12 protein-coding genes are annotated in these 17,410 nt (G+C 64.0%); 7 read left to right on the top strand and 5 right to left on the bottom strand.

Going from position 1 to position 17,410, the window contains the following annotated elements; genetic code table 11:
• Nucleotides 1-15: 15 nt before the first annotated feature.
• On the bottom strand, nucleotides 16-540 hold the full coding sequence (locus tag DBR16_RS09580) for a MerR family transcriptional regulator (RefSeq protein WP_170108335.1): 525 nt from the start codon (nucleotides 538-540) through the stop codon (nucleotides 16-18).
• Between the two features lie 96 nt (nucleotides 541-636).
• Between DBR16_RS09580 and DBR16_RS09585 the strand changes: the two genes are divergently transcribed.
• From DBR16_RS09585 to DBR16_RS09605, 5 genes are all read left to right on the top strand, one after another.
• On the top strand, nucleotides 637-2,841 hold the full coding sequence (locus DBR16_RS09585) for an ICP22 family protein (RefSeq protein WP_125184545.1): 2,205 nt from the start codon (nucleotides 637-639) through the stop codon (nucleotides 2,839-2,841).
• Nucleotides 2,842-3,031: 190 nt separating this feature from the next.
• Nucleotides 3,032-6,301, top strand: coding sequence for a peptidoglycan-binding protein (locus tag DBR16_RS09590; RefSeq protein WP_109261039.1), 3,270 nt, complete (start codon nucleotides 3,032-3,034; stop codon nucleotides 6,299-6,301).
• A gap of 12 nt (nucleotides 6,302-6,313) precedes the next feature.
• Nucleotides 6,314-7,249, top strand: a complete 936-nt coding sequence (locus DBR16_RS09595; protein ID WP_109261040.1) for a sulfite exporter TauE/SafE family protein — start codon at nucleotides 6,314-6,316, stop codon at nucleotides 7,247-7,249.
• The gene (locus tag DBR16_RS09600; RefSeq protein ID WP_109261041.1) at nucleotides 7,246-8,043 is read left to right on the top strand and encodes a TIGR02186 family protein; all 798 of its coding nucleotides are present in this window, start codon (nucleotides 7,246-7,248) and stop codon (nucleotides 8,041-8,043) included. The genes DBR16_RS09595 and DBR16_RS09600 overlap by 4 nt, the downstream gene beginning before the upstream one ends.
• A 2-nt stretch (nucleotides 8,044-8,045) precedes the next feature.
• Nucleotides 8,046-8,489: a DUF3429 domain-containing protein gene (locus tag DBR16_RS09605; protein ID WP_109261042.1), complete on the top strand. Its 444-nt coding sequence runs from the start codon at nucleotides 8,046-8,048 to the stop codon at nucleotides 8,487-8,489.
• Here the strand turns inward: DBR16_RS09605 and pdeM are convergent.
• Nucleotides 8,486-9,181 carry a ligase-associated DNA damage response endonuclease PdeM gene (gene pdeM, locus DBR16_RS09610; RefSeq protein WP_109261043.1) on the bottom strand — a complete coding sequence of 232 codons (696 nt, stop codon included), beginning with the start codon at nucleotides 9,179-9,181 and terminating at the stop codon, nucleotides 8,486-8,488. The two genes, DBR16_RS09605 and pdeM, sit on opposite strands and share 4 nt — an antisense overlap.
• A complete protein-coding gene (locus DBR16_RS09615) occupies nucleotides 9,174-11,633 on the bottom strand; it encodes a ligase-associated DNA damage response DEXH box helicase (protein WP_109261044.1) in 2,460 nt (819 codons plus the stop codon). The genes pdeM and DBR16_RS09615 overlap by 8 nt, the downstream gene beginning before the upstream one ends.
• A 147-nt stretch (nucleotides 11,634-11,780) precedes the next feature.
• Between DBR16_RS09615 and DBR16_RS09620 the strand changes: the two genes are divergently transcribed.
• Nucleotides 11,781-12,734 carry a hypothetical protein gene (locus tag DBR16_RS09620; RefSeq protein WP_109261045.1) on the top strand — a complete coding sequence of 318 codons (954 nt, stop codon included), beginning with the start codon at nucleotides 11,781-11,783 and terminating at the stop codon, nucleotides 12,732-12,734.
• On the opposite strand, the gene DBR16_RS09625 is transcribed toward DBR16_RS09620, so the two are convergent.
• Together DBR16_RS09625 and DBR16_RS09630 are read right to left on the bottom strand one after the other, a co-directional pair.
• Nucleotides 12,731-14,638: a M23 family metallopeptidase gene (locus DBR16_RS09625; protein ID WP_109261046.1), complete on the bottom strand. Its 1,908-nt coding sequence runs from the start codon at nucleotides 14,636-14,638 to the stop codon at nucleotides 12,731-12,733. The genes DBR16_RS09620 and DBR16_RS09625 overlap by 4 nt on opposite strands.
• A 163-nt stretch (nucleotides 14,639-14,801) precedes the next feature.
• On the bottom strand, nucleotides 14,802-16,433 hold the full coding sequence (locus DBR16_RS09630; protein WP_109261047.1) for an AbgT family transporter: 1,632 nt from the start codon (nucleotides 16,431-16,433) through the stop codon (nucleotides 14,802-14,804).
• Between the two features lie 142 nt (nucleotides 16,434-16,575).
• Between DBR16_RS09630 and DBR16_RS09635 the strand changes: the two genes are divergently transcribed.
• Nucleotides 16,576-17,406 (top strand): mechanosensitive ion channel family protein, encoded by an 831-nt coding sequence (locus DBR16_RS09635; protein WP_233347724.1) that lies wholly within the window; start codon nucleotides 16,576-16,578, stop codon nucleotides 17,404-17,406.
• The last annotated feature ends 4 nt before the right edge of the window (nucleotides 17,407-17,410 follow it).

Consider the following 17,410-nt stretch of genomic DNA (forward strand, 5'->3'; position numbering starts at 1 on the left):
CCTCTCCCTTGAAAATCAGGTCTGGGTTTCGTGAGAGCCCGGTTCGGGCGATGCGCCCGTCCAGACATTCATGCGGGCCGCCGCCAGCGCTTCAAAAGCGCGGGCCCGGTGTTTGATTTCATCGGTGGGTTCACGATTGGCCAGCCGGTCTTCCAGCCAGGTGCGCCCGGCCTCCAGCTCGGCAATCGCCGCATCAATATCCTCACGCTGGTGGTTCAGCGCATCAATGCGGTCATGGAAACGCTCCAGCATATCGGTCAGGGCAGACGGATCCTGCGTGGTGATGGCTTCCATATCCAGCATCTCGCGGATTTCATCGAGCGAGAAGCCGACGCGCTTGCCGCGCAGGATCAGCACCAGGCGGGCGCGGTCGGCAATCGAATACACGCGTGATGCGCCTTTCCGTCCCGGATTGAGCAGACCCTTCTGCTCGTAAAAGCGCAGCGTGCGCGCCGTAACATCAAATTCGGCAGCCAGATCGCGGATGGTGAATTCGCTTTTGATGATGCAGTCCTCCCGTGAGAGGTGAATGTGACTCACCTTTACGCGAACGTCAACGTCAACTTTATGACATTTCCTAACCGGCTGGCAGTGTTGACCAATCAGCGCTGCAGGCTTGTGTCCGGGTGGCTGCAGATGGATAACGTCGCCATGAAACGCTTCCTCACCCCCCTCGCCGCCCTTGTTTTCGCCGCCCCCGTCTGGGCCCAGGACGAGGCCGCCGGCTCGGCAACAGATGCCACTGACGGTCCGGCGCAATCGGATATCGCAGACCTGCTCGAGCTTCTCGATGCCGACGCCGCAGAAACATCTGCCGGAGACGATGAGGACGCCGCAGGCGGGCTCTCGCTGCGCGGCGATGATGGCAGCGAACTGGAGATTCCGGCCGCGGGTCCCGGAGACGAGGCATCAGGCGGGGACGCGCCGGCCGATGCACCGGAAGATTCCGGCAGCGGCAGCGCGGCAGCGGAAACAGGCGACGCGCAGGACGCGTCAGAAAATGACTCGGAGCCAGCCGAAGACAGTGCAGACGACAGCGTAGACGGCACCGATCCGGCCGATGAAACGGCAGAGATTGAAGCCCCCGGACCTGACGGGGAGGCGCCCGCGGAAGACGCCGCTGAGGATGCCCCCCGAACATCCACTAATGCAGAGGAAGAATCCGGTACCGGGACCGCAGATGACAGCGATCCTGTGGACGGAGCTGAAACGGCAATCGCCGAACCGTCAGCGCTGGCGCTGACGCCCGCCACCCCCTTCCTGACCAGCACACAATATCTGGAGCTTCGTCCCGAAAGCACCGGAGAAGCGCTGCAGCTCGTCTGGTCGGTCCGGCGCGAAAACGCCGAGGGCGAAACCCTGGGGGACGCGGCCACCCGGACACTCGTCATTGCCCCCGGCTTTGTCCGCGACGAATCTCCGAACTCGGTTTCCGTCTATGACTTTCTGACCAGCCGCCATCTCGAAATCGACCCCGATGCCGGCACGATGACCAACATCGCCTTTGCCGCCGAGGTTCGCCGCCGTCTCGACACCTATCTCGGCCTGTCACAAGGGGGACGCCTGAGCGATATACCGCTCGGGCCGGACCGCTCCTTCCATCGTTTCTGGTTGGAGGCGGCCATGGGAATCCGCCGCGAGCCGGCCGCCCTGACCCGCGCGTATGGTGACGGCGTCCTGACGGTTGAGCGTAATGGCGGCGAGACGGTGCTGTCCGCACGGTTCGATGTCGGCGATCTGGCCGGCGCCGATGCGGATGCCGGCAACGCTCCGGAATCCACAGAAGCAGAAGCAGACCAAACCGGTCCCGTCAGTATCAGCGACGCTGCACGTCCGGTCGACCTCTCATCCGGGGAATCCGTGGTGTTTGATCTGTCGCAGGCGGCCAGCCCGATCAATCTCCAGGCCGGTGACGCTGCGATCAATTATCCGGACGGCAATCCGGCCGAACAGGCTCAGGCCGAATTGTTGCGCCGCTGGATGCGCCATGCCCTGCCGGTTCACCCTGACGCGCTCGGCGCGCTGGAAGGGGCGCCCCGCATTCCGGAAGAGTTTGCCTTTTTCGTCGTCAGCCCGGAAAGCCCGGATGGCCGCCGCGAAATCTGGACTTTGCAATCGGTTGACGCGGTCGAGCCGGGTCTGCGTCTGGCGCCCGGTCTGGCACCGGCCTATACCGGCCGCGATTTGATCGCTGATCGGCTGGTGCCTGCCGCCCGGTCGGCCATTGAGGACGGCTATTCGGCTGATCAGCAGCGTTTCCTGGACGAGCTCGAAGCCCACCGCGCCAGAGGAGATTTTGTCCGCGCCTATCTCGTCAGCCTGCAGGAGCTGAACCATAACGGCGCCTGTCCACCCGCCGCGCAGTCCGCCCTCCGGCCGGTCTGTGCAGAGGTGAGCGGTTTGATTGCCGCCGGTCTGGGCGATTCCGCTTTTGAACAATTATTCGGCCTGATTGCCGGTCCTGTGGGAACCGGAAACGAGCAGATGGTCGAGGCGATGGCCCCCTATCGCGGCGATGACAATCTGGCCGGTGCCGCCGCCCGCGTGCTGACAGCCAAGGCGCTGCTGGCCTGGGCGGCGCGCGACCCTGAAGGCCCGCCCGGGGATTTGTCGCCCTTTGATCTGTTTGCCGAAGCCATCGAGCTGGATCCCGCTGCCAGCGGCGTCTGGTGGGAAACCGGCAATGCCTTGCTCGTCCTGCGTGACCCGCTGTCGGGCTGGACGGTCTTCGATACCGGCCGCTCTGTGCTGCCCGAAGGCGAAGCCGGCTTGCTGCAACAGGCGGCCGTACTGGAAGACCGGTTGCGCACGCTGGCACCTGAATTCTTCCTGCCGCGCTAGGGCTCTGGTCTTAAGACATCTTTACCCGGGATTAACCGAAACCGCAGTCATTAACGGATTGTGTGGCTGTCGGCCTGCGCTGCGTTGCTGTTAGACCTGTGGATATACCATATCTTGAGGGTCTGTGGTTGGTTTACACAAGATTAACCAGTCAGCTAGCGTGGGATATCGGAATGGAGTGCGATTCGTCATGTCCTCGGCGGGACCCTGGAGTGTCAAAGGTATAGACCCCCGCGCCCGCGCCCGCGCCAAAACCGCAGCGCGCCGGGAAGGCATGACGCTGGGCGAATGGCTGAACACCGTCATTCTGGATTCCGGCCCCGACCGCGATGGCGAACCCCGCTGGGAGTCCAATCTCGAGAGCTATCCGGGCTTTGGCAGCCGCAGCGATGAGGGCGACGCCCTGCTGCGCGGCATGGTCGAGCGTCTGACCGAACGCATTGAATCCACCGAACAGCATTCCGCCAGTTTCCTGAACGAGGTCGACCGCTCGATTTCCGATCTCGCCGAGCGCGTCGAGACCACCGATCAGACCATCCGTCAGGACCAGCAGAAGACGCGCGAACTGGCCGAGGCCGCCCGGTCCGCGGCAGAGGCGCTGGCCCTGCGCGTCAAACGCATCGAGGACGCGGGAGGCACAGCTGACCCGCAAACCCTGAAGACGTTCGAATCCGCTTTCGGCAAGCTCGCAGCGCGCGTTTTCCGTAACGAGAATGACAGCCTGCGCTCGGCGGAAATCATGCAGTCCGCGCTGGAGGAATTCGGCGAGGCCACCGAGACGGCGACCGTCTCGCTCCAGAAGCGTATCGAAGCCATCGAGGCGGGCCAGAACCGTCTGAGCGACGATCTGCGCAAGACCGCTGGGCGCACGCAAGGCACAGGTCAGGTCCTGCAGGGCCTGCACACGACCGCCGACCGCCTGCGCCGCCGGATCGAGGATACCGAGCGCCTGACCAATGATGCGGCCAGCGCCTTCGAGCAATCCGTGGCCCGCATTGATGCCCGCCTGCGCTCGCTCGAAAGCCGGCCCTTCTCCACCGATACCGGAGATCTGGACCGCCGCTTCGATCTTTTGTCCGACGAGCTGGCCCGCGTCGTTGCCGACACACGGGCGCAAGTGGCGCGCGAACTGGAGGACGCGGTTTCCGAACCGCGCGTCGAACGCCTCGAGCGCGCCCTGAAAACCGCGGAAACGCGCATTGCCGCTGCCGAGACCTCGCATTCGGAATCGCTGAGCCGGATCGGCCTCGAAATCACCCGCCTCGCCCGCGTCATGGACGACCGCATCAGCGAGAGCGAGAAGAAAGCCGAAGCCCTCCACAATACCGACAGGGCCGACCGCGAGCTGGCGCAGCGTTTCGACTCCGTGCGCGCGGAAAACCGCGAAGCCATCCGCAAACTGGGCGATGACGTGTCCGCGCTCGGCCAGTCCCTGAATGCGCGCGTCGAGAAAAGCGAAAGCCGCGCCGCCGAAGCCATCGAGACGGCCACAAAGTCGATGTCCGAAGCGGTGGCCCGGCTGGAAGAACGCCAGACCGCCAGGGCCCAGGAAAGCGATCTCGAAGAGCGCCTGCGCCAATCCGAGGAGCGCACGGCGAAGCGCATCGAGGATGCAATCGGCGGCATTTCCGAACGGCTGGAACAAGCCCGTGCGGAAACCGCGGAAAGCCTGTCACCGGTGCAACGCGCCATGAATGCGCTGGCCGACCGGCTGGAAGCCATCGAGAACCGCCATGTGGAAGAAGAGGCCGCACCCGAGCCTCAGCCCGAACCTGCCCCGGCGATGCGCCAGCCCGCTTATGACGAGCCGGATTTCGACACCCCCCTGCCCCCGCCACCGGACGCGGAAACACCGCCGGGCTTTGACGAAGACGAGGTCGATGACCCCTTCATCATCGCCGAGGCCGCCACACCGCCATCGCGTGCGCCGGTCCGGGAAGCGGAGGATGATGAATTCCTGATCGACGAGCGGACCCTGGACGCGGAAGTCGCGGCAGCGCAGCCCCGGTCGCGCGCGCCGGACCGGCCCGGCCGTGGCCCGTCAGCCGATACCGGCATGATCCTGCAGCCGATGGAGCCGGTCGATGAGCCGGTGCGTCAACAGCGCCCCCGCCCACAGCAGAGCCAACAGCCACAACAGTCAGCACCGAAATCGCGGGCCCCGCTGGGAGCCACCGCCGATGCCGATTTCCTGGCAGCGGCGCGCAGCCGCACGCGCGGCGACCGCTCATCCAGCTTTGATCCCTATGTCACCGAAAGCAGCGAAAGCGGAAACGGCCGCACCATCATGATCGCGGCCAGCGTGCTCGGCTTCCTCGCCATCGCCTCCGCGGCCGGCATGTTGCTGTACGACAATTTCAACCGCGAGCCGGCCAGCGCCGCCGAAGCCCTGTCATCCGAAGTGCTGGGCGATCTCCCTGCCGCCGGCGGACCGGACAGAATCGGGGCCGGGGAAACCCGCGATACGAGCGAGCCTGCCGCAACGCCTGCGGCCACACCGCCGGAAGAGTCAGCTGCGCCGGAAGAAGACGTCACGCCCGCGCCGCAACAGACCGCCGCACGGGATGTCCCGGAACCAACGGCTCCCGCACGCGAGGCGGATCTGCAATCGGCATCCCCCGCACAAACACCGTCCGCCGAACCGGTTGTTGTGACCCTGCCCACCTTGCAGCAGGCCGCTGCATCCGGTGATCCGGTGGCGCGCTATCTCCTCGGCGAACAGCGCCTGTCGAGCGGCGATGTGGCCGGGGCAGCCGCCCTGATCCGCCGCGCCGCCGAGCAGAATGTGCCCGCCGCCCAGTACCGCTATGCCAAGCTTCTGGAACGCGGCGAAGGCGTGGAGCAGGACCTGCCCGCCGCGCGTCAATGGACGCGCCGCGCCGCCGAAGCCGGCCACCGCCGCGCCATGCACAATCTCGGTGTCATGTTTGCCACCGGATCGGGCGGCGAGGAAAATCTCGATGAGGCCGCACACTGGTTCGAGGAAGCCGCGCTGCACGGTTTGACGGATTCACAATTCAATCTCGCCGTCCTGTTCCAGCAGGGCCAGGGCATGCCGCAAAGCGATGCCGACGCCTATGCCTGGTTCTCGATTGCCGCGGCCGGTGGCGACAGCGGTGCCGGCGAGCAGGCCGCCGCGATTGCGCCCACCCTGGATCCGTCCGTGCGGGCACAGGCCGACCAGATCGTCTCCAGCTTCACGCCCCGGCCTTTCGACGCCGAGATCAATGGCCAGTACAGCCGCAATTGGGGGGCAACCATCACCCTCGACACCGAGCTGATTGCCTCCGCCCAGAGCCTGCTCAACGCGCTCGGCTATGAGGCCGGTCAGGCCGACGGACAGCCGGGCCCTCGTACCGAGGCCGCGGTCCGCGCCTTCCAGACAGACCGGGGTCTGCCGGTGACCGGCATAATCGATCCAGCCTTGATCGGGCGCCTGGAAAACGCCCGCTCAGGTTAGGGCCGGCGGGCGATGCAGATCTACCTGCCAATCGCCGAAATTTCGGTCAATATCTTCCTCCTGCTCGGTCTTGGCCTCGGCATCGGCTTTCTGTCCGGCATGTTCGGCGTCGGTGGCGGCTTCCTGATGACGCCGCTGCTGATCTTCATCGGTATCCCCCCGGCCGTCGCCGTCTCGACCGAAGCCAACCAGATCGTTGCCTCGTCGTCTTCGGGCGCGCTGGCGCACTGGCGGCGCAAGACGCTGGACATCAAGATGGGCCTGCTCCTGCTGGTGGGAGGGGCCTCGGGCTCCATCGCCGGGGTCCAGCTCTTCTCCTTCTTGCGAAGTCTCGGCCAGATCGATCTCATCATCTCGCTCTGCTATGTCGGCTTCCTCGGCATCATTGGCGGGCTGATGTTCATCGAGAGTGTCGGCGCCGTCCTGCGCCGCAACCGCGCCCGGCATGCCAGCCAGCCGGTTTCGAAACGCCGCAAACGCCGCCTGATCGACCGCCTGCCCTTCAAGACCCGCTTTCCGGCCTCCGGGCTCTACCTGTCGGTCATTCCGCCGATCATCATCGGCTTTTTCGTCGGCACGCTGGCGGCGATCATGGGTGTGGGCGGCGGCTTCATCATGGTCCCGGCCATGATCTATATCCTGCGCATGCCGACCAGTGTCGTGGTCGGCACATCGCTCTTCCAGATCCTCTTTGTCACCGCGTTGACCACCTTCCTGCAATCCGCGCAGAACCAGACGGTGGACATCGTCCTGGCGCTTCTGCTGATCGTCGGCGGGGTCATCGGCGCCCAATTCGGCGCGCGCGCCGGCCGCCATGTGAAGGCCGAGGAATTGCGCATTGCCCTGGCGCTGATGGTGCTGGCCGTCTGCACCAAGCTGGGCTGGGATCTGGTCGCCACCCCTGCCGACCTGTTCGCCATCCTGCCACTGAGGGAGGGGGGACATTGATCACCGCACTCGCCGCCGCCATCCTCCTGCAAGGCCAGCCCGCGCTGGATATCGAACCGCAGAGCACACCAAGAGTCGTTGCCGCGCTGAGCCAGGAAGTCGTGGAAATCCGTTCCGATTTTGCCGGCGCGGAAATCATCCTCTTCGGGGCCGTGACCAACATGCAGGCGGAGGATGACCTGGTCATCGTCGTGCGCGGACCCGAAGCCGATCTGCGTGTCATGCGTAAGGAGCGCACATTCGGCATCTGGATCAATCGCGCACCGGTGCGGTTCGAGGATGTACCGAGCTATTATTCCGTCGCCTCGACCCGGCCCCTCTCCGATGTGGGCGGTTTCTCCGCCCTACGGCGGGAAGGCATCGGCCTGCAGCATCTGCGCCTGTCAGCGCCGGAATCCGAGCGCACCGAAATCCGCCTCGGCGTCGAGGTCACGGTCAGCGAGATCGGCGAGGACATCATCGAATACCGCGATGCCATCAGCCGCAACCGGCGGCGCGACGCCCTGTTCGCGGAAACCACGACCGGCGTCCAGATGCTGGAGGGCGGGCTGTTCCGCGCCAATGTCGCCCTGCCCCCGGCCACGCCGGTCGGCGATTACGAGGCCGATGTCTATCTTTTCCGCAACGGCAATGCGGTGGCCGCCGGCACGGTCACGCTGGAAGTGCGGAAGGCCGGGCTGGAGCGGGTCATCTATAATTTTGCCCACACCCATGGCTGGCTGTATGGTCTCGTCGCCGTCGCCCTTGCCCTGTTGTTCGGCTGGGGCGCCGCCGCCATCTTCAGCCGGAGGTAGACATGACATCGCACAGAGTCTGGCCTTTCACACTCGGCATGGCCGGGCTGGTACCCTTCTTCTTTTTTGCGCTGTTGCATGTGCTCGGATTCGGCGTGTCGCTGGACGCAACCAATCTGGCACTGATCGGCTATGGCGCCGCCATCCTGTCCTTTCTGGGCGGGGCGCACTGGGGAGCCGAGATTTCGCGTCAACAGCAGTCCCCCAACGGGGTGGTTCTGACAATAGCCATGGCACCGCCATTGGCCGGCTGGACCGCTATCCTGGTGTATACATCGGGACACCCGGCCACCGCGTATGGCGTGCTCACGGCAGCATTTCTGCTTCAGCTGTTGTGGGACATGACCGCCATCCGCAGCGGGTTTTTCCCGAAATGGTATCTGCCGCTGCGGATTCTTCTGACGGCGGGCGCAGTGCTCAGCCTGCTCTCCGCCATGCTGATCTAGCCTGAAATGCGTTTCGCCGGGATCGGATAGACCGCATCACGGCCCATGACCCAGGCATCGGGGCAGCGCCCGAAGACCGACAGGATCGCTTCATCCCGCACCGAAAGCCCGCCCGCATAAGCGCCAAAGGCCGGAAGGATCATGCGCCGGCCATCGGTTGCAAAACAACGCAGCCGCCGCCCGCGCCCGGCGACCTTTGCTGCGGGATGCAGGTGCCCGCAAATCTCGCCCGGCGCATCATCCGCTGACGGTTCATGCCGCAGCATCAGCCCGCCCAGCGCCATCTCCGGCACGGTGCGGCCACCAAAACGCGCCGGCGGCTCCGGATCGTGATTGCCCTCGATCCATATCCAGTCGCCAACGGACCGGACAAGCCCGGCCAGCCTTTCCGCATCCTCGTCATGAATACGATGATCCGCGCCAAGGTCATGAAAACTGTCGCCCAGCGCGATGACGGTTTGCGCGCCGCAGGCGGCAATCGCTTCAGACAGGCGCGCAATCGTTTTCCGCGTATCATAGGGCGGCAAAAGCTGGCCACCGGCGGCAAAGGCCGAGCCTTTTTCAAGGTGCAGATCGGCGACCAGCAGCGCCGAAAAATCCGGCACATACAGCGCGCCAGACAGATGCGGCACGACCGTCACGCCATTGACGCGGCAAACCGGCTCCTCGATTTTCCGTGCAGCCTCAGTCATCCGTCATGGCCTCTTTCACCAGATCATCCGCCGCATCCGCCAGCAGGCTCTCATGGGCTTCGCCGTAAACCGGTTCGCGCCCGATTTCGAGCAGGACCGGCACCGCCAGCGGCGAGACCCGCGGCAGATTGATGGAATGGATATTCCCCTTCACGCGCTTCAGCGCCTCGCCCAGACGGCGAATGTCCAGCAGCCCTGTCGCCGCATCGCGCCACGCCGCCTGCAAGAGGATATGCTCCGGATCGTGTTCGCGCAGCACATCATAAATCAGATCGGCGGAGAAAGTGACCTGCCGGCTGGTCTTTTCATGGCCCGGAAGCCGCCGCTCGATGAGGCCGGAAATCACTGCGCATTGCCGGAAGGTCCGCTTCATCAGAGGGCTCTCCGCCAGCCAGGCATCGAGATCATCGCCCAGCATGTCTTCTGAAAACAACGCGTCCATATCGACGCCGGAGAGATCACGCAGCCCCCACACCGCCAGTGCATATTCATTGGCGACAAAGCCGGTTGGCCGCATCCGCAACCGCTCCAGCCGCCGCGTCAGCAACATGCCCAGAGACTGATGCGCCAGACGGCCCTCGAACGGATAGCAGACCAGGTAATGCTTGCCCCCTTTGGGAAAGGTCTCGACCAGCAGGTCATCCGGCTGCGGCAGGCGCGATTTCTCCTGCTGCAGCGTCAGCCAGTCGCGCACCTGATCGGGCAGGACGGACCATTGCGCCGGATCATGCGCGATCTCGCGCACACGCCGGGCGAGATAGGTCGACAGCGGAAACTTGCCGCCATTATAGGACGGCACTTTCGGCTCGCTGGCGGAGGATCGTGTCACCAGCGCCGCGTTTTCCGATATGCCCTGGAATTCCAGGATCTGCCCGGCAAAGACGAAAGTATCGCCCGGTACCAGTTGTTCGAGGAACCATTCCTCCACCTCGCCCAGCGCTTTGCCGCCTCGCGCGCCGCGCCCCTTCAACCGTACGGTCAACATCTCGGCCTCGATAATCGTGCCGACATTCATCCGGTGCCGCTGGGCCACGCGCGCATTGCGCGCCTGCCACAGCCCGTCCCGGTTGCGGATCAGGCGCCGGAAACGCTCATAACTGTCGAGCGCATATCCACCAGTGGAGCAGAATTCCAGCACCCGGTCGAATTCACGGCGGGTGAGGCCCGCATAGGGCGCGGCCTGCGTCACTTCGGCGAAAAGATCATCGCTGGATATGGCTTCGCCACAGGCCCGGCCCGTCATGTGCTGGGCCAGCACGTCCAGCGCTCCGGCACGCAAGGGCTCACCATCCAGAACGCCCTCGGCAACGGCCGCCCGCGCAGCCTCGCATTCCAGATGCTCGAACCGGTTGGCCGGGGCGAGCAGCGCCCGCGAGGGTTCGTCCAGCCGGTGATTGGACCGGCCCAGACGCTGGATCAGCCGGGCCGAGCCCTTGGGCGCGCCCATCTGGATGACCAGATCGACATCGCCCCAGTCAATGCCGAGATCCAGCGTCGAGGTGCACACCACCGCCTTGAGCTGGCCGGACGCCATGGCGGCTTCCACCTTGCGGCGCTGTTCCACCGCCAGCGAGCCGTGATGCAGCGCAATCGCCAGCCCGTTCTCATTCAAGCGCCAGAGCGCCTGGAAAGTGGCTTCCGCCTGGGCCCGCGTATTCACGAAGACGAGGGTCAGCCGCGCCTGTTTGATCGCGGCATAGACCTCGCCCATGGCGTGCCGTGCCGAATGCCCGGACCAGGGAATGCGTTCTGTGCTGGACAGAATGTCGATCTGCGGTTTCGGACCCTCACGGCCGCGCACGATCCGGGCAAAAGCCGGTGTCTCGCCCTGCGGCGTCAGCCAGCGCGCCAGCCCGCCTTCGTCCGACACCGTCGCCGACAGGCCGGCGCGGCTGGCCCCTGGGGCCCATTGTGCCAGCGTGGCCAGGCCCAGCGACAGCAGGTCTCCGCGTTTTTGCGGCGCAAGGGCGTGAATTTCGTCGATGATGATGCGTTCGAGGTCGCCGAAAAAGGCCCGCGCATTGGGCGAGGCGCAAAACAGCGCCAGCTGTTCCGGCGTGGTCAACAGGATGTCGGGCGGCTTGTCGCGCTGGCGCTGGCGCTTGGAGACCGGTGTATCGCCCGTGCGCGTCTCGATACGGATATCCAGATCCATCTCCGCCACCGGCGTCATCAGATTGCGGGCGACATCGACGGACAACGCCTTGAGCGGCGAGATATAGAGCGTGTGCAGGCGGTGCGGGCGTTTCGGCCCGTCGGCCACCACATCCGCCAGATCAATCAGGCTGGGCAGAAAGCCGCCGAGCGTCTTGCCGCCCCCGGTGGGCGCAAGGAGCAGCGCATCCTCACCCTTGCGGGCGGCGTCGATCATCTCCAGCTGATGCGGCCGGGCCTGCCAGCCGCGCGCCGCAAACCAGCGGGCAAACCGCGAAGGCAGGACTGGATCGCTCATCGGCGCAAATCTAGCCTGCCGGTTCCGCCGCGCACAGGCCCGAATCCGCAAAAGGGGGACACTTTGAGTGGCATTCCCCCTGCCATCCTGTGGGTATTTTGCTAGACAGGCCCCGCTCGGGGGAGCGCAGACTTGTGAGGGACAGCCATGGCTCATGCAGCCATTGAGGAATATCGCACACTCGAATCCGCCTTTTTTGACACCACGAAAAAATCCGAACGCATGTCCGCGCGCTTTGCGGCCGCAGCCTGTCTGGGCGCAAAGGATCCGCCCGCGACCCTGGTGCGGCGCACACTCCGCGAACGCGATGCCATCAATGCCTCAAGGTCCGGCTGGCACAGCCCGTCCACCGCCATGCGGCTGGTCTACGGGGCCGCGCTGGCGGCCTCGAACCGTGATGGCGGCGGCCTGGTCAAGATGATGGAAACGCTGAAAGCGGAGCGCAAGCGGCGCGGCGGCCGCAGCCTGTCATCCGGCGGTGCCCCCGCCGCGCTTGTCATGTTGTGTGCCGGGGGCAGCTATTCGCAAGCCAGCATGTTCTACGACATTCTCGAGGAAGTCGCCGCCCCCTGGTGGCGCCGCTATCCGCCGGCCGAGGAAACCTATGCGGCGATGATGGCAGCCGGCAATGAAACACCGGCCACGGCTCTGAGCCGGCTGGAAAAGGCCCGCAACACGCTGGCCACGGCGGGTGTGCCGAAAAGCGCGCACAGCAAATGCGTCTTCGATGTCGCCATCGCCCACCCCCGGACGGATGATTTCACCTCCGCCTGGACCGCGCTCAACGTGGCCGTCCAGCAGCAGCGCGGCTTGCGCCAGCGCGCGGGCTGGGCCGGACTGGCCACACTGGCCGCCCAGGTCGAGGATGGCTCGGATGCCGGCGATGCCCTGCTGGAAGCGGATGCCTTTGTCCGCAGCCTGCGGCCCCGCGTTAGCAGCATGGTGGCCGGCCGGCTGGCCGTCAGACTGGCGGCCACAATGACCGGTTTGCGCACCCCGGCCGGGGCTGCGGCGGATTATGCCGCGATACTGGCCGCGCAGGCCGCGATGATCGCCGCGACCACAGCGGCCACAACCGCCGCCGTCGTTGCCGCGACCTAGTTCGTCCGCACGGCAACACTCGTCGAGCCGCGCACGACACCGGCGGTATCCTGTGCGATCAGGCGTACACGCGCACGGGCCGGGGCAAAAGGCACTGCCTCGCCCTGTGCGCGGCCGAATATGGCAAAGCTCGCCGTCTCATTGGCCGCAAAGCTGCGCGTGACGGTTTCGGCGGGAGCATCAAGACAGGTGCCGGCGGCGGGATCCGTTTCGCAAATCCGCAAGCGCAAGGTGCTGGCCGCGCTCAGCCCTTCCGGCTGCAGCGTCAGTTCACCCTCTGCACCGACATTCGAAACCGCCATGGCAAACGCCGCGGCGGAATTCTCATCGGCAATGCGCAGGATTCCGTCGCCTGATGGCGTCACCGCGACGGCGATGAGGTCCGGCACAGCAGCCGCGCCGAAAGAAAGCAGCACGGAATTCACACCGGAGACGATGTTTGCCGCATCACTATTGTCGCATTTGTAGCGAAGATTCAGATCCAATGAGTCGGCGGCAGTGCCCACGCTTGGTGTGATCGAAATCAGGAAACTTCTGGAGCCGGAAGGCGCGATATCGAACACGGCATTCGGACGGCCGGTAACGGCATTTGTGGCGGGATCGGTTTCCCGGTATTCGAATTGACCGGCCACCGGCGCAGCCGGAGAAATCCAGCACCCGGACGCTGTGACGGAGGAGGGGTTGAGCACGGTTGCGAATACCGTCGCAGTCTGTCCGGCCTGGAATGACCGGCTTCCTGGCAGGACAGCCGAGGCCAGCCGCGCGTTTTCTTCGGGCGCCGGACCAACGTAGAAAGCCCGCTCGCGGATATCGCCCTGATAATCGCCACGGATGGTCCAACGCCCTTCAGGGGCATCAGCAGGCAGTAAATAGCTCGTCTGGAAATCGCCCCGGGCACTGAATGTGGTGGCCGCGCCAAAATCCTGGCTGAAAACGTCACGGCCTTCCGGGTCAAGAACCGTCACGGCGGAAATGGCACCAACACCGCGATCGCGGACATAGAGACCGAGATAAACGCGATCCCCGGGCGAAAAGGCGGTCCGAAATCTCGGATATTCCGGGCTGCAAAAGGAGGCCGGATATTCGGGTGTAAAATTATGACTGAAAATCGCCGTTATAACGGAATCACTATAGGCAGGCTGGTGTCGCCAGAGCGTATCATCGGCTCCACAGGCGCCGGCATTCGGGTCAACGACCGAACCATTTGGATGTCTCAGTTCAAAATGAAGATGCGGTTCCGCCGACAGGCCCGAACTGCCTATCCGGCCCAGGAACTCACCCGCTTCCACCCTGTCCCCGACCTGTTTGTCAGTCAGGGAATTCCGCGCCATATGATAATAATAGGCCGTGATGCCATCATCCTGGAGAATGGTCACGAAATTGGCATCCGGGCTGGCGCTGATCCCGCCGCAATTCCGGTCAGCAGCGAGATGATTTCGGGCGATGATTGTCCCCGGCGCCGCGGCGATGACCTCTGCCCAGTTCTGATTCATCGCATGGGCCCTGAAAGGTGTCACCACGATGTCGATGCCGGCATGATCATATCCGGAATTGAGGTCGTATGTCCGCGCCCCGCAAGCATAATCCATGAGCGAACCGGGACTGACCGGATCAAGATCCACGTAATTTGACGTGTGATGAATCCGGAAGACATCCGCATTCGGGGCGGCGCGAACCGGATAGATCAGACGATCAAAGCTGTCTCGCGTTGCCGACGCAGAAGCAACGGAAGCGCGTGCAAGTCCAAGACGTTCGATATTCGCTTCGATCTCTGCATTGATTGACGCATAGTCGATGGGCGCATGGATCGCCGTTGACCGGTCATTCAATTGCTGGGATTGCGCCAAACTCGCGCCATGGATCACAATCGTCGTGACGATAGCAAGAAAAAATCGGTTTCGCATAAACGGCTCCACTGGGTGGATCGGGAATCCACCCAAATTGAAGCACCAGCACCGGTGTCCCCCAAGGACAGGCGCAGATTAGGCCAATCCCCTGACATGTCCATTCAAATCCCCGTGCGCAAAGCCTGCCAGCCAGCACACGGGGATTCTCGAGACCACGCTCCTATCCGCCGGCAGCCGGCGCGATGTATTCAACGCCCGCACCCGGTCCCAGAGGCCAGCCGAGATAGACCCAGCCGAGCATCATCAGGAAGCCGACGACCATCATCAGAACCGAATACGGCACCATGATCGCGGTCAGGCTGCCCAGGCCGAAGCCGGGTAGCCAGCGCCGGGCAAACACCAGGATGAGCGGGAAATATACCATCAGCGGGGTGATGATATTGGTCGCGGAATCGCCCACCCGATAGGCCGCTGTTGTCGCTTCCGGCGAGACGCCGAGCAGCATGAACATCGGCACGAAGACCGGGGCCAGCAGCGCCCATTTCGCGCTCGCCGAACCGACGAACAGGTTGATGAAGCCGGTCAGCAGGACCAGCGAGGCCAGAACCAGCGGCAGCGGCAGTCCGGAGGATTCGATTGCGCCGGCCCCTGTCACCGCCGTGATCAGCCCCAGATTGGACCAGCCGAACATCGCCACGAAATGCGCGGCGGCAAAGGCCAGCACCAGATAATAGGCCATGTCGCCCATCGCCTTCGACATCATGCCCACCAGATCGCGGTGATTCTTGATGGTTCCGGCACACACGCCATAAGCCGTACCGGCGGCGAGGAAGAGGACAAAGAATCCGGCCACGAGAGAGGTGAAGAAGGGCGAGAGCGCAGCCGTGACCGTATCGGCGGCCTCATCATAGAGCGGCGTGCCCGGTCCGAGGGTGAGAAACGCCCAGACCAGGATCACGGCCAGGGTCGCAATACCGGCCCACATCAGGCCCTTTTTCTGGCCGGCGGTCAGCGGCTTGGTCGGATCATCATCCTCATCGGCTTCCCCGCCGGGCGCCACGCCGCCGGTCCACTTGCCCAGGCGCGGCTCGATAATGCGGTCCGTGACATACCAGATGATCGGCAGATACAGCACCAGCAGGCCGATGATGAAAAAGGTGTTTCCGGCGATATTCACAATATAGCCGGGATTGATCAGGTCCACACCGGCCTGGGTGATGCCGAACAACAGCGCATCCAGCTGGCCCGGTGCGATATTGGCCGAAAACCCGCCCGAAACGCCGGCAAAAGCCGCTGCAATCCCGGCAATCGGATGCCGGCCCGCCGCCGCGAACAGCACCCCGGCCAGCGGAATCAGCACGACATATCCGGCATCGGCGGCGTGATTGCCCAGCATGGCAATCAGCGCCACGACCGGCGTCAGAAGAAAGGTCGGCGCATTGCGCACGCCGGCGCGCATGGCGGTGCCGAAAAGACCGGCCCGTTCGGCCACACCGGCCCCCAGCATCACCACCAGCACATAGCCGAGCGGATGGAAGTGGGTGAAGGTTGTGGGCATCTGCGTCAGCAATTGCTGCAGATTCGCCGGATTCAGCAGACTCGCCACCGATATGACACCGTCATCGCCAATCCCGAAACGGGCCCGGCCGGCGTCCCCCAGCCCGGTCAGGATCTGGTCATTCAGCTGGACCGAGACCCCGAGGGCCGACAGCGCAACGCTGATCACGACCAGCACGGCAATCAGGTAGAAGAAGATGAAAACCGGGTCCGGCAACGCATTGCCGGTCCGCTCGATCCAGCCCAGAACACCCTTCTGGGCATCCGGCTGTGCAGGTGTGGAATCAGACGCCATATCACTCCCCGAAAATCTGCGATTGAGAAGGGTTAGCAGCACTGGCTGAAAACGCAACGCAGAGGCCGCCGAAAGGCTTGCAGACGAAGATAACCATGCTAGGGAAGCGCAAAATCAAGTCTACCCGTTCATGGAGCAGCTCGTGGAACAATTCTTGACGGACAATCAGGCCCTTGTTGATCAGGTCATCCGGATCGTGACCCAGGGGGGCGTCAACGTGCTTCTGGCCCTCGCCATTCTGGTCGTCGGCTACATGGTCGCCGGCGGCATCAAGAAAGCCGTATTGCGTGCCGTGGAACGCAACCCGCGGATTGACCGTACTTTGGCGAACTTCTTCGCCTCAATGGTGCGTTACGCCATTCTGGTGGTGGTTTTCATCGCGGTGTTGAGCCGCTTTGGCGTCGAGACCACCTCGCTGGTCGCCGCCATCGGTGCCGCCGCCTTTGCCGTCGGTCTGGCCCTCCAGGGCACGCTCGGCAATGTCGCCGCCGGTGTCATGCTGGTTTTCTTCCGGCCCTATTCACTGGGCGATTTCGTGGAAGTCGGCGGCGTCTCCGGCACCGTGGCCGACATCAATCTCTTCACCACAGAGCTCAACACGCCGGACAACAAGACCATCATCGTTCCCAACGGCCAGGCCTGGGGCAATGTGATCACCAATTATTCGGTTAAACCGACACGCCGCGTCGATATCACTTTCGGCATTTCCTATGATGATGACATCAACAAGGCGATGGAGGTCATCCGCGCGCATTACGACGCCGACGAACGGGTATTGAAGGATCCGGAATTCTTCCTCGGCGTCATCGCCCACAATACCTCCTCGATCGATATCGTGACCCGCGCCTGGGTGAAGACACCCGATTACTGGTCCGTCTATTTCGACGCCATGAAGGGTATCAAGGAAGCCTTTGACGCCAATGGCATCGAAATTCCCTATCCGCACCAGGTCGAAGTCCGCAAGAAGGCCTAGAGCC

Origin of the sequence: Hyphobacterium indicum (assembly GCF_003129605.1) — a bacterium.
In the GTDB taxonomy this organism is placed as follows: Bacteria; Pseudomonadota; Alphaproteobacteria; order Caulobacterales; family Maricaulaceae; genus Hyphobacterium; species Hyphobacterium indicum.